This is a genomic window from Aurantimonas manganoxydans SI85-9A1 (assembly GCF_000153465.1).
GTDB lineage: Bacteria > Pseudomonadota > Alphaproteobacteria > Rhizobiales > Rhizobiaceae > Aurantimonas > Aurantimonas manganoxydans.
Window position 1 is genome coordinate 285,776 of record NZ_CH672387.1, and the last position, 21,169, is coordinate 306,944.

General features: G+C 69.3%; 19 protein-coding genes. 10 read left to right on the plus strand and 9 right to left on the minus strand.

The genetic code is table 11. The annotated features are described in order from the left end of the window. Positions 1-200: 200 nt before the first annotated feature. Positions 201-1,244 (minus strand): D-xylose ABC transporter substrate-binding protein, encoded by a 1,044-nt coding sequence (gene xylF, locus SI859A1_RS01645; RefSeq protein WP_009208142.1) that lies wholly within the window; start codon positions 1,242-1,244, stop codon positions 201-203. Positions 1,245-1,429: 185 nt separating this feature from the next. Between xylF and SI859A1_RS01650 the strand changes: the two genes are divergently transcribed. The 5 genes from SI859A1_RS01650 to SI859A1_RS01670 all read left to right on the plus strand — a co-directional run bounded on the left by SI859A1_RS01650 (position 1,430) and on the right by SI859A1_RS01670 (position 8,631). Then, on the plus strand, positions 1,430-2,680 hold the full coding sequence (locus SI859A1_RS01650; RefSeq protein ID WP_148233702.1) for an ROK family protein: 1,251 nt from the start codon (positions 1,430-1,432) through the stop codon (positions 2,678-2,680). Beyond that, positions 2,650-4,077: a di-heme oxidoredictase family protein gene (locus SI859A1_RS01655; RefSeq protein WP_244400860.1), complete on the plus strand. Its 1,428-nt coding sequence runs from the start codon at positions 2,650-2,652 to the stop codon at positions 4,075-4,077. The genes SI859A1_RS01650 and SI859A1_RS01655 overlap by 31 nt, the downstream gene beginning before the upstream one ends. Further along, positions 4,074-5,795: an ASPIC/UnbV domain-containing protein gene (locus SI859A1_RS01660; RefSeq protein WP_009208145.1), complete on the plus strand. Its 1,722-nt coding sequence runs from the start codon at positions 4,074-4,076 to the stop codon at positions 5,793-5,795. The genes SI859A1_RS01655 and SI859A1_RS01660 overlap by 4 nt, the downstream gene beginning before the upstream one ends. 155 nt (positions 5,796-5,950) lie before the next feature. Next, a complete protein-coding gene (gene mdoH, locus SI859A1_RS01665) occupies positions 5,951-7,867 on the plus strand; it encodes a glucans biosynthesis glucosyltransferase MdoH (RefSeq protein WP_161600099.1) in 1,917 nt (638 codons plus the stop codon). Next, a complete protein-coding gene (locus tag SI859A1_RS01670; protein WP_009208147.1) occupies positions 7,867-8,631 on the plus strand; it encodes an FkbM family methyltransferase in 765 nt (254 codons plus the stop codon). Before mdoH ends, SI859A1_RS01670 begins: the two co-directional genes overlap by 1 nt. 21 nt (positions 8,632-8,652) lie before the next feature. Here the strand turns inward: SI859A1_RS01670 and ribA are convergent, their stop codons facing one another. Next, positions 8,653-9,792: a GTP cyclohydrolase II RibA gene (ribA, locus tag SI859A1_RS01675; protein ID WP_009208148.1), complete on the minus strand. Its 1,140-nt coding sequence runs from the start codon at positions 9,790-9,792 to the stop codon at positions 8,653-8,655. 348 nt (positions 9,793-10,140) lie between these two features. On the opposite strand from ribA, the gene SI859A1_RS01680 reads away from it, so the two are divergent. From SI859A1_RS01680 to SI859A1_RS01695, 4 genes are read left to right on the plus strand one after another with little or no spacing between them, the layout of a single operon-like run. After that, a complete protein-coding gene (locus SI859A1_RS01680) occupies positions 10,141-11,112 on the plus strand; it encodes a zinc-dependent alcohol dehydrogenase (protein WP_040324990.1) in 972 nt (323 codons plus the stop codon). A gap of 35 nt (positions 11,113-11,147) precedes the next feature. Then, positions 11,148-11,546, plus strand: coding sequence for a 6-pyruvoyl trahydropterin synthase family protein (locus tag SI859A1_RS01685; protein ID WP_040324992.1), 399 nt, complete (start codon positions 11,148-11,150; stop codon positions 11,544-11,546). After that, complete coding sequence (locus tag SI859A1_RS01690) at positions 11,543-12,589, plus strand: glycosyltransferase family 4 protein (protein WP_009208150.1); 1,047 nt, start codon at positions 11,543-11,545, stop codon at positions 12,587-12,589. Before SI859A1_RS01685 ends, SI859A1_RS01690 begins: the two co-directional genes overlap by 4 nt. Beyond that, positions 12,586-13,374 carry a methyltransferase domain-containing protein gene (locus SI859A1_RS01695; RefSeq protein WP_040324994.1) on the plus strand — a complete coding sequence of 263 codons (789 nt, stop codon included), beginning with the start codon at positions 12,586-12,588 and terminating at the stop codon, positions 13,372-13,374. Before SI859A1_RS01690 ends, SI859A1_RS01695 begins: the two co-directional genes overlap by 4 nt. A gap of 9 nt (positions 13,375-13,383) precedes the next feature. On the opposite strand, the gene SI859A1_RS01700 is transcribed toward SI859A1_RS01695, so the two are convergent. From SI859A1_RS01700 to SI859A1_RS01730, 7 genes are all read right to left on the minus strand, one after another. Next, positions 13,384-13,920 (minus strand): cytochrome b, encoded by a 537-nt coding sequence (locus tag SI859A1_RS01700; protein ID WP_148233911.1) that lies wholly within the window; start codon positions 13,918-13,920, stop codon positions 13,384-13,386. An 84-nt stretch (positions 13,921-14,004) separates the two neighbouring features. Further along, positions 14,005-15,126 (minus strand): molybdenum ABC transporter ATP-binding protein, encoded by a 1,122-nt coding sequence (gene modC, locus SI859A1_RS01705; protein ID WP_009208152.1) that lies wholly within the window; start codon positions 15,124-15,126, stop codon positions 14,005-14,007. Further along, on the minus strand, positions 15,123-15,794 hold the full coding sequence (modB, locus tag SI859A1_RS01710) for a molybdate ABC transporter permease subunit (RefSeq protein ID WP_009208153.1): 672 nt from the start codon (positions 15,792-15,794) through the stop codon (positions 15,123-15,125). Before modB ends, modC begins: the two co-directional genes overlap by 4 nt. A gap of 6 nt (positions 15,795-15,800) precedes the next feature. Next, positions 15,801-16,619, minus strand: coding sequence for a molybdate ABC transporter substrate-binding protein (gene modA, locus SI859A1_RS01715; RefSeq protein WP_009208154.1), 819 nt, complete (start codon positions 16,617-16,619; stop codon positions 15,801-15,803). 20 nt (positions 16,620-16,639) lie between these two features. Then, positions 16,640-17,605, minus strand: a complete 966-nt coding sequence (locus tag SI859A1_RS01720; RefSeq protein WP_009208155.1) for a ribokinase — start codon at positions 17,603-17,605, stop codon at positions 16,640-16,642. Positions 17,606-17,697: 92 nt separating this feature from the next. Next, the gene (locus SI859A1_RS01725; RefSeq protein WP_009208156.1) at positions 17,698-18,198 is read right to left on the minus strand and encodes a cupin domain-containing protein; all 501 of its coding nucleotides are present in this window, start codon (positions 18,196-18,198) and stop codon (positions 17,698-17,700) included. A gap of 89 nt (positions 18,199-18,287) precedes the next feature. Next, positions 18,288-19,817: a fumarate hydratase gene (locus SI859A1_RS01730; RefSeq protein ID WP_009208157.1), complete on the minus strand. Its 1,530-nt coding sequence runs from the start codon at positions 19,815-19,817 to the stop codon at positions 18,288-18,290. 192 nt (positions 19,818-20,009) lie between these two features. Between SI859A1_RS01730 and SI859A1_RS01735 the strand changes: the two genes are divergently transcribed. Continuing rightward, positions 20,010-21,158, plus strand: a complete 1,149-nt coding sequence (locus tag SI859A1_RS01735; RefSeq protein ID WP_040324997.1) for a CaiB/BaiF CoA transferase family protein — start codon at positions 20,010-20,012, stop codon at positions 21,156-21,158. Positions 21,159-21,169 lie beyond the last annotated feature (11 nt).

The following is a 21,169-nucleotide window of genomic DNA, read 5'->3' on the forward strand; positions in this document are numbered from 1 at the left end:
GCTCGCCTCCCTGGCGCAATCACGCTGGTGCGGCGCCGGGCGGACAAATGGCCCGGGGCAAGGCGTTCAGCGCTGTCCTGTTGGAATGTTGCACCCGATCCGGCCGTGGGGGAAGCGCCGGGCCGATGACCGGGCGTTCGAGCAGGCCGTGCGGGTGAAGGGCCGCCCCCTGTTCGGGAGCGGCCGTTCTGTCGTCTGGCTTAGTCGCAGGCCGGAACCGAACCAGCGTCGACACCCTGGCAGACCACGTCCTTCGACACCCAGCCGGCGTCGATGATGGTGTCCAGATTGTCCTTGGTGATCGCCACCGGCTTCAGGAAGATCGCCTGCATCTCGGTGCCGTTCGGGCCACCGGAGAAGGCTTCCACACCCTCGACCTCGTTCATGGCCGTGCCGTCGGCAAGGTTCAGGGCGATCTCCGCGGCGCGCTTGCCGAGCTCGCGGGAATCCTTCCAGACCGAAACGGTCTGCGTGCCACGGGCGATGCGGTTGAGCGCCGCGAAGTCGGCATCCTGGCCGGAGACCGGCACGGAGCCGGCCAGACCCTGGGACTCCAGAGCCGCCACGGCGCCGCCGGCAGTGCCGTCGTTCGAGGCGACGACCGCGTCGACCTCGTTGTTGTTGGCGGTCAGGATCTGTTCCATGTTCTGCTGGGCGTTGGCGGGCAGCCAGCCGTCCGTATAGGCCTCGCCGACATTCTTGATCTTGCCGGAATCGATGGCTTCCTGGAGCACTTCCATCTGGCCCGAGAACAGGAAGTCGGCGTTCGGATCGGCCGAGGAGCCCTTGATGAAGGCGTAATTGCCTTCCGGCTGGGCCTTCTGGACTTCGCGCGCCTGGATGCGACCGACTTCCTTGTTGTCGAAGGTCAGGTAGAAGGCGTCCGGGTTCTCGATCAGGCGGTCATAGCCGACGACCGGGATGCCGTTGTTGACGGCGGCCTGCACGGCCGGGCCGATGGCGGCAGAATCCTGCGCCAGGATGATCAGCGCGTCGGCGCCCTGCGAGATCAGCGACTCCACGTCGGTGAGCTGCTTGGAGGCCGACGACTGGGCATCCGCCGAAATGTAGGTGGCGCCGGCTGCTTCCAGCGCGGACTTGATGGCTGCCTCGTCGGTCTTCCAGCGCTCTTCCTGGAAGTTGGACCAGGACACGCCGACGGTCTTGCCGTCCTGCGCGGCGGCCGATCCGGCGGCAGCCATCGAGAACACCGCGCCAGCCAGCGCGAGCTTCAGAAACTTCATGATTTTCCTCCCGGCGCCACGGCGCCCGCTTTCCGGTCCCCGGCCCACATCCCGGCCGTCGAGACTTTTTCCAAGCCTCGGAAAAAATCGTGACAGCAATTTTCAGGCGTGTCAACATGACAATAGGGCTATGGCTATCCGCCGAGGAGGGCGGCCGTCCTAGGCCGGGGGAGGAACCAGGGATCATGCTCGCCAAGACCGATGCGGATGCCGTGCGCGTACACAATCGCCGCGCGGTCATCGATCATCTCAGACGCACCGGGATCGCCACCCGCAAGGCGATCAGCGCGGCCACCGGCCTGTCGGTGTCGGCGGCGTCCGCAATCACCACCGGCATGTTGCGTGCCGACCTCATCGTCGAGGTCGACGAGGACGAACGCGCCTCGCGCCGCGGCCGGCCCGGCAAGAGCCTCGGCCTGCAGGGGGCGGCGGCCACCGTCGCCACCGCCAAGATCGCGGTCGGCGAATTGTCCGTGCGCCTGTGCGACTATCGCGGTGCGACCCTCGGTGCGGCCTCCTGCGAACGCGACATCGCCGATCTCGACCAGGACGGCCTGGTGACGCTGCTGGTGGAACTGCTGCGCGAAGCGGAGACGGCGAGCCCCGGTGCGCCGCCGGCCCGGCAGATCGTCCTGGCGGTGCAGGGCAAGACCGACAGCAATGCCCGGCGCATCCTGTGGTCGCCGACGCTGAAGGCGCGCAATCTGGAGATCGCCGGCCCGCTGTCGGCGCTGACCGGTGCCGAGGTCGGTGTCTTCAACGACTGCTCGCTGATGCCCGAGGCGTTCCGCTGGAAACCCGACTTCGTCGGTCGCGACTTTGCCACCCTGTTCATCGGCTTCGGTGTCGGCATGGGCCTGCGGCTCGGGGGCAGCACCTTTCAGGGCCAACGCTCCTCGGCGGTGGAGTTCGGCCATATCAACCACATTCCCGGCGGCGCGCTCTGCCGCTGCGGCAATCGTGGCTGCGTGGAAGCCTATGCCGGCGACTATGCGATCTGGCGCCGGGCCTACGGGCGGACCGACGAAATCCCGACCCGGCGGATTTCCGACGAGGACATGCACCGGCTGGCGGCGCTCGCCCGCTCCGGCGATACCGCCGCGCTGGCGGCCTTCGAGGAGGCGGGCACGGCGATCGGCTACAGTCTCGGGCGCATGTTCACGCTGATCGACCCGCTGCCGATCGTGGTCACCGGCGCCGGGGCCCATGCCATGGACCTTCTGGAGCCGACGATCCGTGCCGGCATCGGCGACAGCGCCATCGACGGCGTCGGCGTCGACACGCCCTTCTCGCGGGTCGAGGACGTGGACGAACTGGTGTTCGAGGCGGCCGCGGCCAAGGCGCTGGCGGCGGTGGACGGCGAGTTCGCCGGAGCCGGCGGCGCCGAGACGAGGGAGGCGGCCTGTTGCGACATCGTCCTGCGATCCTCGCGATGATCCTCCTCGGCTCGCTGGGCGGACCGCTCGCACCGGCGATGGCGCAGGAGCCGACCTGGAGCGAGCGCGCGATCCGCCAGCGGATCGACCCTGCGACCCTGGCCGGGCCCCTGTCCGCCGAGGCCCTCGCAGAGCTGACCGAACAGGGCCGCGCACTGTTCGAAGCGCGCTTCACCATTCTCGACGGGGCGGGGCGGCCGAATGCGACCCAGGCGATCGTGCCGACCCGCAGCCGGCGCCCGGCCGAGCACGCCTTCCAGCGCCTCGCCGGACCCGACGCCAATGCCTGCTCCTCCTGCCACAACGAACCGGTCGCCGGAGGCGCCGGTGGCTTCGTCGCCAATGCCTTCGTGTCGGAAGGCTTCGAGAGCGCCGAGTTCGACACGCTCGATCCGCAATTTTCCAACGAGCGCGGCACAAATCATCTGTTCGGCGCCGGGCTGATCGAGCTTCTGGCGCGGGAAATGACCGTCGATCTGACGGCGGCGCGGGCCGAGGCGCTGAAGGAAGCCCGCGCGAGCGGCACGGAAGTCCGCCGGAACCTGACGTCGAAGGGCGTCGACTTCGGACGTATCACCGCGCTGCCCGACGGATCGGTGGACCTCGGCGAACTCGACGGCGTCGACGACGACCTCGTGGTGCGCCCCTTCACCCAGAAGGGGGTGATGACCTCGCTGCGCCAGTTCACCGTCAATGCGCTCAACCAGCATCACGGCATGCAACCGGACGAGCGCTGGGGTACGCGCTGGACCGGCACCGCGGATTTCGATGGCGACGGGCACGATGACGAGATCGGTGCCGGCGAGGTCTCGGCCCTGGTCGCCTGGCAGGCGACATTGCCTGCGCCGCGCGAGATCGCGCCGCAGGATGCCGCGTGGCGTAAGGCCGCCGCTCGGGGACGCGACGTCTTCTCCGAACTCAGGTGCACGAGCTGCCATCGCCCGTCACTACCGCTGGACAGCCTCGATTTCGCCGATCCCGGTCCGGTCGATACCGCCGGGACCCTGCGCACCGGCGATGTCGAGACGCCGGCCGTCTACGACCTTGCCCTGACCGAGTGGGCCGGGCACCTGCCGCGCGACGCCGAGGGGCGGGTGCTGGTGCCGCTGTTCGGCGATCTGAAGCGCCACCGCATCGCCGACACCCGCACCGCCGATCTCGGCAACGAGACGCTGGCCCAGCGCTTCGTCGAGCGTGACGTCTTCATGACCGCCGAGCTCTGGGGGCTGGCCGACACGGCGCCCTACGGCCATCGCGGCGACATGACCACGCTGGACGAGGTGATCCGCGCCCATGGCGGCGCGGCAAGCGAAAGCGCGGCGGGCTATAAGGACGTGACCGAGGCCGACCGCTCGGCGCTGATTGCCTGGCTGAAGACCTTGAGGATCACGCCATGACCGCGCTCCAAAACCCGGCTCGCAGCGGCGATCTCCGCGTGATCGGCGCGGCCCTTGTGCTGCTGGCTTCGGCGGGCCTTGCCCATGCGGAGGTGCCATTGCCGTTTGCCGGCGACACGCCGCTCTTTCAGGAGGAAGCCGTGGCGGCGGGCATTGCGCACAGCTATGGCGGGCCGTGGGAGTTCTTCGTCGGCGGCGGCGGCGCGGCCTTCGACTGCAATGGCGACCGCTTTCCCGACCTGTTTCTGGCGGGCGGCAAGGGCGAGGCGGGTTTCTACGCCAACCGTTCGCAGGCGGGCGGGCCGCTGGCCTTCGAGAAACTGGCGCAGGACATCGACCCGAAGGATCTCGCCAATGTGACCGGCGCCTATCCGCTGGATATCGATCAGGACGGCCACGAGGATCTGGTGCTGTTGCGGGTCGGTGCGAACCTGCTTCTGAAAGGCGGGCCGGAATGCCGCTTCGAGAAGGCGAATTTCGACTGGAAGTTCGATGGCGGACGGGCCTGGACCACGGCCTTCTCGGCCATCGTCGAGCCGGGCGCGACCTATCCGACACTGGCCTTCGGCAATTACGTCGACCGCGCCGCGCCGGGCTCGCCCTGGGGCACCTGCGCCGACAACGTGCTGCTGCGTCCCCGCGAGGGAGCCGACGGACGGCCGGACTATTCCGAGCCGACGGCGCTCGCTCCCGGTTTCTGCGCCCTGTCGATGCTGTTCACCGACTGGAACCGCTCCGGCCAGCCGTCGCTGCGGATCACCAATGACCGGCAATATTACCGCGGCGGCGAGGAGCAGCTGTGGCGGGTCGAGCCGGGCCGGGCGCCGCGTCCCTATCGCAAGGCCGACGGCTGGCAGCATCTGACCATCTGGGGCATGGGCATCGCCGAGGGCGACGTGGATGGCGACGGCTATCCCGAATATGCCCTGACCTCGATGGGGGACACCAAGCTGCAATTTCTCGACCGGGAGTTCGAGGACGCGCCGACCTATCGCGACGAGGCCTTCGAGCGGCGGGCGACGGCGCACCGGCCCTATACCGGCGATCAGGGCCGGCCTTCGACCGGCTGGCATGCGGGTTTCGCCGATTTCAACAACGATACGGCGCTCGATCTCTTCATCGCCAAGGGCAATGTCGAGGCGATGCAGGATTTCGCCGCCTACGATCCGGACAATCTCCTGATGGGCGGTTTCGACGGCCGCTTCACCGAGCGCGGCGAGGCGGCGGGCCTGGCCCTGCCGACCAAGGGGCGCGGCGCCTTGCTCACCGACTTCAATCTCGACGGCGCCGAGGACATTCTGGTGATCAATCGCGGCGGGCCGGCCAGCCTCTTCCGCAATCTCGGCGGAAAGAGCGATTTCGGCACGCGGCCGCTGGGCAATTTTCTGGAGGTCGCACTCAGCCAGAAAGGGGGCAACCGTGCGGCGCTCGGGGCCAAGCTGTCGGTCAAGATCGGCACGGTCTCCCTCAACCGGACGATCCAGGTCGGCGGGGGCCACGCCTCGGGCACCTCCGGCTTCGTCCATCTGGGGCTCGGCACGGCCGAACGGGCGGAGATCCGCGTGCAATGGCCGGATGGCGAATGGAGCCATCCCTACCGGGTCTTCGCCAACAATTTCGTGCTGATCGAGCGCGACAAGCCGGCGGCGCGATACTGGTATCCGGATGCCGACCGGCCGGCCTTCTCGCCGGCGACCACCGCGGCAGCGCAGCGTTAGCCGCCTGGATCGCCGCGCCTGAGGCGATCGGACGCGGTTTCGTGATGCAACGGTCATCGAACGGTCGCGTTTTCCGCCCCTCATGCGGACGCTCTTGTGCGGCGCGTGGTCCGCAAGGTTGGCCGAGACATTCATCGTCATTCGAGGTGCGAGACGTGCTGCGCGAACCCCAAGGCGGCGGCGACATCCGCGAGATGGTCGAGACAGGCCGCGTGGCGGCGCCGGAAGCCGCGCCGCCGGTCATCGAGACGGCAGGCTGGCCGATTGCCCTGCGTCGCTGGTTCGTCGCCGCGCTGAATCTGGCGACAATTGTCGGGCTCGCCGCGGGCGTGACACTGATCCTGTCCGGCGACGGGATCGATGCCCTCGAAGCCGTCATCCTCGCCGGTTTCGCGCTGGCGACGCCCTGGACGGTGCTGGGCTTCTGGAACGCGGTGATCGGTCTCGTCCTGCTGCATGGACCCGCGGATCCGGCGGCCAGCGTCTATCCGTTCTTCGAGGCCGGACCCGCAGGGCGCCCGGCGCGGCTGGCCAGCCGCACCGCCATCGTCATGACCTTGCGCAACGAGGCGCCGGAGCCGAGCTTCGAGCGGCTGGAGGCCATGCGCCGCAGCCTCGCCAAGACGGGGCTTGCCGATCATTTCCGCTTCTTCATCCTCAGCGACACCGACGACGCCGAGATCGGGCAGCGTGAAGAGGCGGCATTCGAGGGCTTTACGGCCATCTTCGCGCCGGGCCACGAGCCGGTCTATCGCCGCCGTCGCGACAATGCCGGCTACAAGGCGGGCAACATCGCCGCGTTCCTCGCCGACGAGGGAGCGGCGTATGATTATTTCCTGCCGCTCGATTCGGACAGCGTCATGGCCGGCGACGTCATCGTGCGCATGGTGGCGGCGATGGAGCGGCATCCGCGGCTCGGCATCCTGCAGAGCCTCGTCGTCGGCATGCCGGCGAACAGCGGTTTTGCGCGGATCTTCCAGTTCGGCATGCGTCACGGCATGCGCTCCTTCACCATGGGGGCGGCCTGGTGGAACGCCGATTGCGGACCCTATTGGGGGCATAATGCCGTCATCCGGACGGCGGCGTTCCGGGCTCATTGCAAGTTGCCGAACCTGCCGGGACGGCCGCCGCTCGGCGGTCCGGTGCTCAGCCACGACCAGCTCGAGGCGGCCTACATGCGGCGCGCCGGCTACGAGGTCCGGGTGATCCCGGTCGAGACCCGCAGCTACGAGACCAATCCGCCGACCCTGCCGGACTTCGCCAAGCGGGACCTGCGCTGGTGCCAGGGCAACATGCAGTACTGGCGGTTCCTGTTCACGCCCGGCCTCGCGCCCCTCAGCCGCTTCCAGATCCTGCAGGCGATCCTGATGTACATGGCGCCGCCGGCCTGGCTGGCGATGACGATCGCGGCCTGTGCCAAGGCCGTGACCGGGACCTTCGACGCCCGCTATGTCGAGCTCGGCCTAGGGCTGTTTGCGGTGATCTTCTTCCTGAGCATCTCGCCCAAGCTTGCCGGCGCGCTGGACGTGGTACTGACCCGCGGCGCCGTGCGCTCCTATGGCGGGCCGCTGCGCTTCGCCGTCTCGACCCTCGTCGAGATCCTGATGTCCATGCTGATGGCGCCGGTCGTCGCGGTCTATGTGACGATCTTCCTGGCGGGGCTGCCCTTTGGGCGCTCGGTGACCTGGAGCGGCCAGAACCGCGACGTGCTGGGCGTCGGTTGGGGATCGGCGATCCGGGCAATGTGGCCGCAGACCCTGTTCGGCGGCGTGATGGCGGTCACGCTGTTCGCCGCCGCGCCTCTGGCGCTGGTCTGGTCGCTGCCCTTCGTTGCCGGCCTCCTCGTGGCGATCCCCTTCACCGTCGTCACCGCCATGCCGGTCCTCGGCCGCGTCCTGTCGCGTGCCGGCCTGTTTGCCGTGCCGGAGGAATCCGCGCTGCCGATGGTGCTGAAGGATCTGGTGCCGGCGACCGCGCGGCGCTGGCGGCGTCCCGTCGCCGGTGAGGCCGTCCGCAACGCCTATGCCGCGCCGGTACCAATCCGGATCGACGCGGACATCGGCAGCCGCTGATGGGCGGACGCGGCGTCGGCAGCTTCCGGGGCTGGTCGGGCATTCTGCGCAGCCTCGCCATCTATCACGGCGACCGCCGGCATCTGTGCAGTCTTGCAGCCTTCTACGGCGATTTGATCAGGCCGGGCGATCTGGTCTTCGACATCGGTGCCCATGTCGGCGACCGGACCCGGGTCCTGCACGGTCTGGGCGCGCGGGTGGTGGCTGTCGAGCCCCAGCCGAGGCTGGCCGCGCTGCTGCGGCTGGCCTTCGGCTGGCGCCGTCGCATCGACATCGTGCAGGCGGCCGTTTCCGATGCGCCGGGCGAGATACAGCTGCATGTGAACAGCGCCAATCCGACCGTCACGACCGGGTCGGACGCGCTGGTCGCGGCCGCTGCAAGCGGGACCGGCTGGCGCGATCAGGTCTGGGACGGGGCGGTCACCGTGCCGGCAATGACGCTCGACGATCTGATTGCCGCCCATGGCCGGCCGGCCTTCATCAAGATCGACGTGGAGGGACTGGAGGACCGGGTGCTTGCCGGGCTGAGCGCCCCGGTGCCGATCCTCTCCTTCGAGTTCACGACCTTGCAGCGGGACGTCGCGCTGGCCGCGCTGTCCCGGGCGCGGGCCCTCGGCTATTGCCGGTTTCGCCTGTCGATCGGAGAAAGCCATGCCTGGGAAACGCCGGCGGGCGACACCGCCGCGGCGATGGCCGCGCATCTGTCACGCCTGCCGGAGGCGGCGAATTCCGGCGACGTCTATTGCTTCCTCGATCCCGGCTGACGTGGCGCAATCGACCTGCGGTCAGCCGCCGAACAGGCGATCGACGGCCAGGAGATGGCCGCCGCGTTCGGCCTTGGTGCGCAGGTAGCGGCGGTTTTCGACCGTCACGGTGCCGGTGACCGGGGTGCGGTCCGCCACGTCGATGCCGCAGGCCCTCAGATAGGCCACTTTGAGCGGGTTGTTGGTGAGAAGGTCGATGCGCTTGATGTCGAGGCCGTCGAGCATGGCGGCGGCGGTCTCGTAGCGGCGTTCGTCGGCCCCGAAGCCCAGCTCCGCATCGGCGTCGATCGTGTCGAGGCCTTCGGCCTGCAGGCCGTAAGCGCGCATCTTGGATGCGATGCCGGTGCCGCGCCCTTCCTGGTCGAGATACAGCAGCACGCCGCCGCCGCGCGCTTCCAGCGTCTTCAGGCCGTTGCGCAGCTGGTCGCCGCAATCGCATTTCAGCGAACCGAAGAGGTCGCCGGTGATGCAGGACGAGTGGACCCGCACCGGCACCGGAAAGGCGCGGTCCGGCTGGCCGACCACGATGGCGATCTGGTCGCGCTGGGCAAAGCCGCCGCGGAACACGACGAAGCGCGCCTCCTTGATCCCCGCCAGCGGCACGGCCGTCTCGGCCACCACCTCGAAGCGACGCGAGGTCGCGGCGAGCGCCACGGCGATGTCGCCAACCCCGATGGTCGCGCAGTCGGCGAAGATCGGATCGTCCGCGGCGATCGACGCGCAGACGATGGCCGGCAGCAGCAGCGCCAGGCGGGCGACGCCGGCAGCCTCGCCGGCCAGGGAGCTGGCCGGTTGCCAACCGTCGGGCGGAACGGCGCCGCGCAAATAGCCCAGGTGACAGGCGGTGTCGAAGTCCAAGCCGTCAATGCCGATCATGGCGCCATCCGGCGCATCGATGGCAAGGACGCTGGCGCGCTGCGGCGTCAGATAGAGCTGCAGACGGTCGCCCAGCAAATCTGACAGGTCGCGGAAGCCGGCGGGCGTCGCGGTGTCGAGCGTCAGCGCGACCAGTGCCGCACCGTCGTCGCCGACAATCCGGATCGGCCGTCCGAAGCGCAGTTCCGCCGCCGCGCGCTCGCAGCGGATCGCCGCATCGGGACCGAAGGACGCCAGCGACACATGTGCCGGGTCCGCCGCTGACGCGTTGGTGTGGATGGTCATCCTACCCGCTCGTTCTGGCCCCTTCGCGGACCGTTCGCGTTGCTTCGACCGGAACCCGATCGCTGGCACCCTATGTCGGGTCGATGGGGAAAATCCCCAGCGCCCGATATGGGATAGATCGTCACCCCTTGCGAAACGGCCGCGCCGCCACAGTCCTGTTGACCGGGCCACACGGGGATTTAGTTCCTCTCTCCAGATTCACCAGTCCCGCCGGCGCTGCGCGGCCTTGGCTGCAAATTCAGCCACTTGTGCCACATCCCGGCCCGTCGTTGTCGGTGTGCGCAGCGCGGGGGACGCCGACATCGCTGCCGCCGGCCAGCGACGATCGATCGAAAGGCGACTGTTACCATGACGACCATATGTCGCGCTCTCTGGCTCGAGGGGCCGGATCGACCGAGGCTGCGCGTGGAAGACCTCGGTGCGCTCGCTGCGGGATCGGTCGAGATCGCCAGCCGGTTCGGGGCGATCAGTCGCGGCACCGAGGCGCTGGTGGCGGCGGGGCGCGTGCCGGACAGCGAGCATGAGCGGATGCGCGCGCCTCTCCAGGCGGGTGATTTTCCGTTTCCGGTGAAATACGGCTATTCGACCGTCGGCGAGATCGTTGCCGGTCCGCCCGAACGGCTCGGCCAGACGGTGTTCTGCCTGCATCCGCACCAGGACCGGTTCCAGGCGCCCGCCGCGATGGCCGTTCCGGTTCCCGACGATGTGCCGGCGGAACGGGTGGTGCTCGCGGCCAACATGGAAACTGCGCTCAACGTGGTCTGGGACGCGCGGATCGCGCCCGGCGACCGGGTTGCCGTCGTCGGCGGCGGCCTCGTCGGCCTGCTGGTCGCCTGGCTGGCCGCCCGCATTCCCGGCACCGACACCTGCCTCGTCGATATGAACCCCGAGCGAGCCACCATCGCGCAGACGCTCGGCTGTCGCTTCGCCTCCCCGGAGGAGGCGCCGGCCGATTGCGACGTGGTCGTCCACGCCTCCGCCAGCGAAGCAGGGCTTGCGACCGCCATCGAAGCGGCTGGCTTCGAGGCGCGGATCGTCGAGCTGAGCTGGTATGGCGACCGCCCGGTCAGCGTGCCTCTGGGCGGGACATTCCACAGTCGCCGTCTGCAGATCGTCGCCTCGCAGGTCGGCCATGTGCCGCCCGAGCGCCGGGCCCGGTGGAGCCTCGGCCGCCGGCTGGCCACGGCCCTGGCGATGCTCGCCGATCCACGCCTCGACGGTCTCGTCTCCGGCGAGACCCGTTTCGCCGACCTGCCCGGGCGCTATGGCGGCATCCTCGCCGACCCGGCGACACTGTGCCATCGCATCCGCTACGACTGAATTCCCATCCGACCGCTTCCCGAAAGGATCTGCCCATGTTCGCCGTCGAAGTCCGCGACCACATGATGATCGCCCACAGCCTGCCGCGTCCGGTCTTCGGGCCGGCGCAGGGCATGCACGGCGCGACCTTCGTCGTCGACGCGGCATTCTTCACCGACAGTCTCGACGAGGATGGCCTTGCCATCGATATCGGCCTGGCAACCGAGATCCTCGCCGGCGTCGTCAAGCCGTTGAACTACCAGAACCTCGACGAACTCGAGATCTTCGCCGGCAAGGTGACGACCACGGAATTCCTCGCCAAGCATCTCTTCGACGCGATCGCCGAGAAGATCGCCGCCGGGGAGCTCGGCGACGGCGGGGCCCGGGTGAAGCGCCTGAAGATCCAGCTGCACGAATCCCACGTGGCGCGCGCCTGGTACGAGGCCGATCTTTGATCGGAACGCTGTATTTCGCGATTCCCGGCAATCTGGCGACCCGCAGCGGCGGCTATGGCTATGACCGCCGGATGATCGCCGAACTCGGTGCCCTCGGCTGGCAGGTCGAACATCTGCCGCTGCCGGACGGCTTTCCGCAGCCGGACGCAGCGGCCCTTGCCGAGACGGCGCACCTCTTGGCCGGATTGCCGGACGGGGCACTGGTGCTGGTCGACGGGCTGGCCTTCGGGGCAATGCCGGAGATTGCCGCGGCCGAGGCCGAACGCCTGCGTCTCGTGGCGCTGGTCCATCATCCGCTGGCGCTGGAAACCGGGCTCGATCCCGCGACGGCCGCCTGGCTGGCGGCAAGCGAGCGGCGCGCCTTGGGCTTCGCGCGGAAGTTGGTGACGACCAGTCCGAACACGGCGCGGGAGCTCGTCGCCAACTTCGCCGTCGCCGACGACCGGCTGGCCGTCGTGGTGCCCGGCACCGAGGCGGCCGTGCGGGCGCAAGGCAGCGGTGACGTTCCAACGATCCTGGCGGTTGGCAGCCTGATTGCCCGCAAGGATCATGCGACCCTGGTGGATGCGCTGGCCCGCATCCGAGACCTTTTCTGGCACTGCCGGGTCATCGGCGACGAGACTGCTGATCCGGCAACGGCCGAGGCCTTGAGGTTCCGGATCGCCGAGCTGGAGCTTGGCGACCGGATCACCCTGTGCGGCGCGAGCGACGCGATCGACCGTGAGTATGCCGCGGCCGACATCTTCGCTCTGGCGAGCCGCTACGAGGGTTATGGCATGGTGTTCGCCGAGGCGCTGGCGCACGGCCTGCCGATCGTCGGCTGTGCGGGCGGGGCGGTGCCCGAGGTCGTGCCGGAGACGGCCGGCATGCTGGTTCCGCCGGGCGATGTCGGCGGCATCGCCGAGGCGCTGCGCCTGCTCTTGAGCCAGCCCGAGCGACGCCGTGCGATGGGCGACGCGGCCTGTGCGGCCGGACGGGCGCTGCCGTCATGGCGCCAGAGCGCTGGGACACTTTCACGGATTCTGACAAAGGCCATGGCATGAGCGACTTCGACACGAATTGGCTCGATCTTCGCGAACCCGCCGACGGGGCCGCGCGGGACGCGGAGTTGCTTGAGGGCGCTGTCGCCTGGCTTGAAGCGGCCGGCGACGCTCCGCTCGCCGTCGATCTCGGCTGTGGTACCGGCTCGACCCTGCGCGCAATGTCACCCCACGCGCCGCACCTGCGCTGGCGGCTGGTGGACAACGATGCCGCGCTCCTGGCCGAAGCCGGGCGACGGCTTGCGGCCACTGAGAATGTCGAGACCGTGCAGGCCGATCTGACAGATCTCGATGCTCTTGATCTGTCCGGCGTCCGGCTGGTCACGGCGTCCGCGTTGTTCGATCTCGCCTCGCGCGGTTTCGTCGAGCGGCTGGCCGACCGGCTCGTCGCCGAACGAGCCGGGCTTTATGCCGCGCTCAGCTATGACGGCAGCGTCGCCTGGAGCGAGGAACATCGGCTCGACGCGGCGGTGGTGGCGGCCTTCAACGGCCATCAGCGCGGCGACAAGGGGCTGGGCGCGGCGCTCGGACCGGATGCGGGACCGGCCCTTGCCGATGCCTTTGCGGCGCGCGGCTACGCCGTGCGCACAGCGCCCTCGCCATGGCGTCTCGGCGCGGATGAGGCGCCACTGCGGCGGCTCTTCGATGCCGGCATGGCGGATGCGGTGGCGGAAACCGGCGCGATCGCGACGCCGGACCTTGCCGGATGGCGACAGATGCGGATGGAGAATGCCGGACGCGGCACCTGCCGCGTCGGCCATCTCGATGTGCTGGCGCTGCCGCGCTAGCCGGCGGCGTCAGATCATCCGGTGGAGCGTCGCGTCGCGGCGCAGGATGTGGTGGTGCAGGACGCCGCCCATATGCAGCACGAACAAGGCGAGGATCGACCAGGCCAGGATTTCGTGCACCTGCATCAGGATCGGCGCGAGATCGTCGGATTTGCCGACCGGACTCCAGACCGTGCCGAGGCCGAACCAGTCGAGCGGAAAGCCGAAGGCGTTGGTGGCGAGGAAGCCGACGATCGGCTGGACGATCAGGACGACATAGAGAAGCCCGTGGACGAGATTGGCGATGCGCGCCTGCCAGACCGGCATCGGTGGATGCGGCGGCGGCGGGTAGAGCAGCCGCAGGGCCATGCGCGCCAGCATCAGCCAGAGGATCAGGAAGCCGAGCGATTCGTGGAAGAAGTAGAAGCCGGTCTTGGCGTCGTCCTTGACCACGCTGATCACCGCGCCGAGTGGCCACACCGCCAGGACGAGAACCGCGACGGCCCAGTGCATCAGCCGCGAGGCGACCGGGTAGGCGAGGGGGTGGGATGCGATCCTGTCCTGCATTGTCATTCTGGCTCGACCTCCGGCTCGGGACCCTACCCTAGGTCAGGTCGGTGACTTCCAGAAGTCCGACCGGCCGGCGCGCCGTCAGTCGCCGATCGCCCTGGCAGTGGCGAGAGAGACGGACTTGATCTGGGCAAAGACGCTGTCGCCGGGCGCCAGCGACAGGCGGCGCGCCGAGCGGCGGGTGACCTTGGCGACGAAGCTGAGCTGTTCGGCCCCCTCCAGCGCCAGAAATACCGAGTAATCGGCGGCACTGGCCGGCTCGATCGCAAGGATGCGCACCTTCAGCGTGTTGGAGATGGTCGACAGGGTCGGGATCTCGCGCGACAGGCTGACGTCGCGGGCCTCGATGCGCAGGCGCCGCGCCGCGCCGACATCGTGCGGGCCGCTGCCGTCGACGAAGACCGGCTGGCCGCCGAGGTCGAGTTCGGTGAGGGCGTCTTCGGTGTGGTAGGCGACCACCCGGGCCGGTAGCACCGCCGCGGCATGGGGATCGCGCACGAAGCCGAGGCCGGAATCGGTGAGCGCCGCATTGAGCCCGCCGGCGGCCTGGACCCGGCCTTTTTCGATCACCACGATCCGGTCGGCCAGCCGTTCCACCTCGGCGATGTCGTGGCTGACATAGAGGACGGGGATGGCGAGTTCGGCCTGCAGCGCCTCGAAATAGGGGAGGATCTCGTCCTTGGCGAAGCGGTCGAGGGCCGACAGCGGCTCGTCCATCAGCAGCAGCTTCGGCCGGGACAGGATGGCGCGGCCGAGCGCGACCCGCTGGCGTTCGCCGCCCGACAGGCCGGCCGGCGCGCGGGCGAGCAGCGGTCCTAGCCCGAGGAGCTCGACGATCTCGGCGTGATGGGCGGCATCGACGCCGCCGGGGCTGCGGCGAGCGCCATAGACGAGGTTCTTCGCCACGGTCAGATGCGCAAACAGGCTGGCTTCCTGGAAGACATAGCCGACGGCCCGCCGGTGGGGCGGGCGAAAGCTCGCGGCGTCCTGCCAGATCTCGTCGCCGACGGTGATGCGGCCGTCGAAGGCGGCCAGCCCGGCGACGCCGCGCAGCACGGAGGTCTTGCCGGAGCCGGACGGGCCGAACAGCGCCGTCACGCCGGTCGCCGGCGCCGCGAAGGCGATGTCGAGCGCGAAGGCGCCGAGACGGCCCGCCAGAGCGACGGAGAGGCCGGCCGGCCCGGTTTCGGCCTCGGCGTTCACGGCTGGGGCTGGCCGATGCGGCGGCCGAACAGGGTCATCGCAAGGATGACGAGGAAGGAGAAGACAAGCATGCCGCCGGCCAGGACATGGGCTTCGGCCCAGTGCAGGGTCTCGACATAGTCGTAGATCGCCACCGATAGCACCTTGGTCTCGCCCGGAATGCTGCCGCCGATCATCAGGACGACGCCGAACTCGCCGACCGTATGGGCAAAACCCAGCACCGCGCCGGTAAGAAAGCCGGGCAGCGCCAGGGGCAGGGCGATGGTCCTGAAACGATCGAGGGGCGAGGCCCTGAGGGTGGCCGCGACCTCCAGCGGCCGGTCGCCGATCGCCTCGAAGGCGTTGCGGATCGGCTGGACGACGAAGGGCATGGAATAGATCACCGACCCGATCACCAGCCCCTCGAAACTGAAGGCGAGTGTGCGCAGGCCGAGGAGGCCGCCGAGCCCCTCCGGCCCCAGCGCGATCAGCAGATAGAAGCCGAGGACGGTCGGTGGCAGCACCAGCGGCAGGGCGACGAGGGTGCCGACGATCTCCTTCCAACGCGCCGTCGAGCGCGCCAGCCACCAGGCCAGCGGCGTGCCGAGGATGAGCAGGATCAGCGTCGTCGCCGCGGCGAGCCGGATGGTCAGGAGGATCGGGGTCCAGATGTCGCCGCCATCGAACATCGGCCGTCAGGCTCCGGTCTCGTAGCCATAGCGGCGGATGATGGCGGCCGCTTCCTGGCTCTTCAGGAAATCCAGAAAGGCCTTGGCCGCGGCGCTGTTTCGGCCTGCTTCGAGGAGCACGGCGTCCTGGTCGATCGGGGCGTGCAGCTCTGCCGGAACCGTCCAGTGCGAACCGCCCGGCTTGCCGGCCACTTGCGACAGCGCGACGAGCCCGAGCTCGGCATTGCCGGTCGCGACGAACTGGTAGGCCTGGGCGATGCTGGTGCCCTGCACGAGCTTTGGCCGAACCGCCTCGTAGAGCCCGAGCGCCTGCAGCACGGCCACGGCCGCTGCGCCATAGGGGGCGGTGGCGGGGTTGGCGATGGCCAGCCGGTCGAAGGCGCCCTCGGTCAGTGTGGCCTTGCCCGTCACGCGGGACGGCTCGGCGCTGTAAAGGACCAGGCGGCCGGTGGCGTAGGTGAAGCGGCTGCCGGCGACGGCGAGGCCCTCGGCGATGGCTTTCGCCGGTCGCTCGGCATCGGCGGCGAGGAACACCTCATAGGGCGCGCCCTGGGAGATCTGGGTGTAGAGCGTGCCGGTCGAGCCGAAGCTGAGTTCGGCAGTGTCGCCGGTCGCGGCCGTAAAGGCGGCGGCGATCTCCTGCGCGGCCTCGGTGAAGTTCGCGGCCACGGCCACCCGCGTCGAGGCCGCCAAGGAGGGGGACACCGCGATGGTCAGCGCGGTCAGCAGTACCGCGCTCTGGGCAAGCCAACGCGATGCGATACGACGGGTCGCGCCGCCGGCACGTGGGGCGTCGGTCAGCCCGAAACTGCCGTGACGGGGCATCTGGCGTGGCCGGTGCGGTCTTATGGCTTGAGCTCCGCCATTGCGCGCTCGACTTCCGCCGCTGTCGGCATGGCCGACTGGGCGCCGAGCTTGCGGCAGGCGAGGGAGGCGGCGACCGCGGCGCGTTCGGCAGCGTCGTCCGGCGCACGCCCTTCGGACAGGCCCACGGCGAAGACGCCGACGAAGGTGTCGCCTGCGCCGGTGGTGTCGACGATCTCGACGCTCATTGCCGGGATGGAGCGCACCGGACGGTTCCTGTCGGCGATGATCAGGCCGCGCGATCCGCGCGTCGCGATGACGGCGAGGTCCAGACGTTCGGACAGGGTACGCGCCCGCTCGGAGGCGTTGCCGCTCTCTATGGCGCAGATGGCGGCGGCGGCGCGCAATTCGCTTTCGTTGACGACCAGCACGTCGGCCAGTTCCATCAGCTGCAGCATGCCCGCCTCGTCGAGATCCGGCGGCACGGGCGCGAGATTGACCACGGTGCGGGCGCCGGCATCCCGCGCGGCTCTTGCGGCCGCGACGCATTCGGCCAGCGGAATCTCCATCTGCAGGACGAGGATGCTCTGCGGGCCGAGCCGTCCGGGCGCCAGCGCGCCGGCGGTCACGCAGCCATTGGCGCCGCTGGCGACGGTGATGGCGTTCTCGCCCGCCGCGTCGATCGAGATGAAGGCGCAGCCGGTGCGCTCGGCTGCGGTCTGCAGCCCGCCGACATCGATGCCCTCGCCGCGCAGATTGTCGGCCACCGCCTGGCCGAGAACGTCGTCGCCGACCGCGCCGACCATGGCGACCCTGTTGCCGCCGCCGCTCATGCGCGCCGCCGCGACCGCCTGGTTGGCGCCCTTGCCGCCGAACAGCTGCTCGTAGCGCGGCGCGAGCACGGTCTCGCCGGGCCGGGCGATGCTCGCCACCCGGCAGACGAGATCGACATTCAGCGAGCCGAAGACGAGAACGTCGGCCGGCGTCGTCTCGTCAGTGTCGGCCATCAATGGGGTCTCCTCTGGGGGGCGTGGGCTGCCGGTCTGCGGCCAAGCCAGCCGTCATCTGATCGCGCTTGTCGCCGATCCGCGTCAGCGGCTCAAGACACGTCCCTATCCGCGTCGGGATGGCTGTGGATCGGATCGACCCAATAGATTTCCTCGGGGCGCTCGACCGGCTCGACATCGGCGATGTTGACCACCACCGCCTCGTTGTCGGAGCGCACCAGGACGCATTCGAGCGGCGCGTCGGGATCGGCGTTGATCTCCTGATGCGGCACATAGGGCGGCACGAAGATGAAGTCGCCCGCCTCGGCCTCGGCGACATATTCCAGGCGCTCGCCCCAGCGCATCCGGGCCTTGCCGCGCAGGACGAAGATGACGCTTTCCAGCGCGCCGTGATGATGCACGCCGGTCTTGGCGTCGGGCTCGATGGTCACCGTGCCGGCCCAGATCTTCTGCGCGCCGACGCGGGCATGGTTGATCGCCGCCTGGCGGAACATGCCCGGGGTCTGTGCCGTGTTGGAATCCAGCTGGTCGCTCTTGATGACGCGTACGCCGTCGTGCTTCCAGCGCGGCTCGTCGGTCGGTGCGTCACTCATGCGGCGGTCTCCCTCATCCCTGTCCGCGCGACGTTATCGCCACTTCGGCCAGGGCTGCAATCGCCATTGCGTGAACGCGAGCGCGCGGATCAGGCGGAGACCGGCGCACCGCCGGCGCGGATCTGCGGGCGGCGCCACCCGGCTGGGCCCGTGGTGTGGATCGAGGTGCCGGTCGCGTCGACCGCGACGGTGACCGGCATGTCCTCGACGGTGAATTCGCGGATCGCCTCCATGCCGAGATCCTCTAAGGCCAGGACGCGGGACGAGCGGATCGCCTTCGACACCAGATAGGCCGCGCCGCCGACGGCGATGAGATAGGCGGCGCCGTGCCGACGGATGGCATCGATGGCGGCCGGTCCGCGCTCGGCCTTGCCGATCATCACCAGAAGCCCCGTCGCGGCGAGGATCTGGTCGGTGAACGGGTCCATGCGGGTGGAGGTGGTGGGACCGGCCGGGCCGACCACCTCGTCGCCGATCGGATCGACCGGGCCGACATAATAGATGGCCCGCCCCTTCAGATCGACGGGCAGCGGTTCGCCGCGATCGAGCATGGCCGCCATGCGCTTGTGGGCGGCGTCGCGGCCGGTCAGGAGCCGGCCCGACAGGAGCAGCGTCTCGCCGGCCTTCCAGCCCGCCACCTCTTCCGGGGTGATCCGGTCGAGATCGACGCGGCGGGTCTCGCCGGCGCCGGCCAGCGCGATCTGCGGCCACAGATCGATCGACGGCGGAACGAAGGTCGCGGGGCCCGAGCCGTCGAGGACGAAGCTCATGTGCCGGTCGGCGACGCATTGCGGGATCAGCCCGACCGGCTTGGAGGCGGCATGGGTCGGATGGGTGGCGATCTTGACGTCGAGCACCGTGGTCAGGCCGCCGAGGCCCTGCGCGCCGATGCCGAGGGCGTTCACCGCCTCGTAGATCTCGATCCGCAGCTCCTCGAGCTTCGAGGCGGGGCCGCGGGCGAGAAGGTCGGTCATGTCGATCGGGGCGAGCAGCGATTCCTTGGCGAGGATCATCGCCTTTTCGGCCGTGCCGCCGACACCGATGCCGAGAAGGCCGGGCGGGCACCAGCCGGCCCCGAGGCCCTCGACCGTTTCCAGCACCCAGTCGACGATCGAGGCGCCGGGATTGAGCGCGGCAAAGCGTGCCTTGTTCTCCGAGCCGCCGCCCTTGGCCGCGACGGTCACCTTCAATCTGTCCCCGGAGACCATCTCGACATGGGTGACGGCCGGCGCGTTGTTGCCGGTGTTGCGGCGCTCGAAGATCGGGTCCGCGACGATCGAGGCGCGCAGCGGATTGGCCGGGTCGGTGTAAGCGTGGGCGACGGCCTCGTCGACGAGCTCGGCCAGCGAGCGGCGGCTGTCGATGCGCGCCTGCATGCCGATCTTGACGAAGACGTTGACGGTGCCGGTGTCCTGGCACATCGGCCGCTTGCCGAGCGCCGACATGCGGGAATTGACCAGGATCTGCGCCATGGCGCTGCGCGCGGTCGGGCTTTCCTCGCGCTCATAGGCCCGGGTGAGATGGGCGACGAAGTCCGGCGGATGATAGACCGAGATGTATTGCAGCGCGTCGGCGACGGACCGGATGAAGTCGGCTTCGGCAATCGGCGCTGCGCCCATGTCGGTTTCCTCCTGGCCGGTCCCCGCCCATACCCGGCCCCTATGGCCGCGTCGTGTCGCGTCGATGGCGGGGCGGCCGGTTATTGCATTTCCTGCCTTACGATGTCACCGCCGTGGGAACGGTCGCTCAGGGCGGTCACGGTCCTGATCCGAGCGCATCCTGTCTGCTGCTCGAAACCTGCGGAGAGCCCCATGAACGATGATCTCGCCGGCATCCTGGTCGTCTCCGTCGAGCAGGCGGTTGCCGCCCCCTACGTCTCGGGGCGGCTGGCCGATGCCGGGGCGCGGGTTTTGAAGATCGAGCGGCCGCAGGGCGACTTCGCCCGCGGCTACGACAGTCTCGTCCATGGCGAGAGCGCCTATTTCGTCTGGCTCAACCGCGGCAAGGAATCGGTCCGGCTGGACCTGAAGGACCCGACCGACCGGGAGCGCCTGGCGGTGCTGATCGGCGAGGCCGACGTGTTCATCCAGAACCTCGCCCCCGGCGTCATCTCGCGGCTGGGCTTCGACATGGCGGAACTGCGGGAACGCTTTCCCCGGCTGATCACCTGCGCGATTTCCGGCTATGGCGACGACGGCCCCTTCGCGCATCTGAAGGCCTACGACCTCCTGGTGCAGGCCGAGACCGGTCTGTCCTCGGTCACCGGTAATGCGGAAGGGCCGGCCCGCGTCGGCGTCTCGGTCTGCGACATTGCTGCCGGCATGACGGCGCTGTCGTCGATCATGCAGGCGCTGTTCGTGCGCGAGCGCAGCGGCAAGGGGCGGCACATCTCGCTGTCGCTGTTCCACGCCTTGTCGGACTGGATGAACGTGCCGTATCTTCAGTATGTCTATGGCGGCAAGACACCGCCGCGCAACGGCCTCTCGCATCCGACCATCGCGCCCTACGGCGTCTTCGAATGCGCCGACAAGCGGGCGATCCTGTTCTCGATCCAGAACGAGCGGGAATGGGCCAATCTCTGCGCCAGGGCGCTGGAGCTGCCGGATCTGGCCTCCGACGAACGCTTCGCCTCGAACAATGCGCGGGTCGCCAATCGGCCGGCGCTGGAGGCGATCATCCAGGAGGTGTTCTCGCGCTTCGATCGCGATGCCATGGCCGAGAAGCTGGAAGCGGCGAAGATCGCCTATGGACGCCTGTCGACCATGGAAGACGTGAAGCACCACGCCCAGAACCGCACGGTGACGGTGGAGACGCCGACCGGGCCGGTAACGATGCTGGCGCCGGGCTTCCTCGTCGACGGAAAGCTGCCGGAATTCGGCCGCGTGCCGGCGCTGGGCGAGGACACCGACGCGGTCTTTGCCGAATTCAGCCTCACCGGCTCGGACGGCGCGGCCGGCTGACACCGCGGTTG

Bases quoted from the DNA above. Each gene is read 5' to 3' on its own strand.
- SI859A1_RS01680 (WP_040324990.1), top strand. From the start codon at position 10,141: ATGACGACCATATGTCGCGCTCTCTGGCTCGAGGGGCCGGATCGACCG.
- SI859A1_RS01730 (WP_009208157.1), bottom strand. From the start codon at position 19,817: ATGGGCGCAGCGCCGATTGCCGAAGCCGACTTCATCCGGTCCGTCGCC.
- modB (WP_009208153.1), bottom strand. From the start codon at position 15,794: ATGTTCGATGGCGGCGACATCTGGACCCCGATCCTCCTGACCATCCGG.
- SI859A1_RS01700 (WP_148233911.1), bottom strand. From the start codon at position 13,920: ATGCAGGACAGGATCGCATCCCACCCCCTCGCCTACCCGGTCGCCTCG.
- SI859A1_RS01670 (WP_009208147.1), top strand. From the start codon at position 7,867: ATGGGCGGACGCGGCGTCGGCAGCTTCCGGGGCTGGTCGGGCATTCTG.
- xylF (WP_009208142.1), bottom strand. From the start codon at position 1,244: ATGAAGTTTCTGAAGCTCGCGCTGGCTGGCGCGGTGTTCTCGATGGCT.
- SI859A1_RS01725 (WP_009208156.1), bottom strand. From the start codon at position 18,198: ATGAGTGACGCACCGACCGACGAGCCGCGCTGGAAGCACGACGGCGTA.
- SI859A1_RS01735 (WP_040324997.1), top strand. From the start codon at position 20,010: ATGAACGATGATCTCGCCGGCATCCTGGTCGTCTCCGTCGAGCAGGCG.
- modA (WP_009208154.1), bottom strand. From the start codon at position 16,619: ATGCCCCGTCACGGCAGTTTCGGGCTGACCGACGCCCCACGTGCCGGC.
- SI859A1_RS01685 (WP_040324992.1), top strand. From the start codon at position 11,148: ATGTTCGCCGTCGAAGTCCGCGACCACATGATGATCGCCCACAGCCTG.
- SI859A1_RS01720 (WP_009208155.1), bottom strand. From the start codon at position 17,605: ATGGCCGACACTGACGAGACGACGCCGGCCGACGTTCTCGTCTTCGGC.
- SI859A1_RS01660 (WP_009208145.1), top strand. From the start codon at position 4,074: ATGACCGCGCTCCAAAACCCGGCTCGCAGCGGCGATCTCCGCGTGATC.
- ribA (WP_009208148.1), bottom strand. From the start codon at position 9,792: ATGACCATCCACACCAACGCGTCAGCGGCGGACCCGGCACATGTGTCG.
- SI859A1_RS01695 (WP_040324994.1), top strand. From the start codon at position 12,586: ATGAGCGACTTCGACACGAATTGGCTCGATCTTCGCGAACCCGCCGAC.
- SI859A1_RS01650 (WP_148233702.1), top strand. From the start codon at position 1,430: ATGCTCGCCAAGACCGATGCGGATGCCGTGCGCGTACACAATCGCCGC.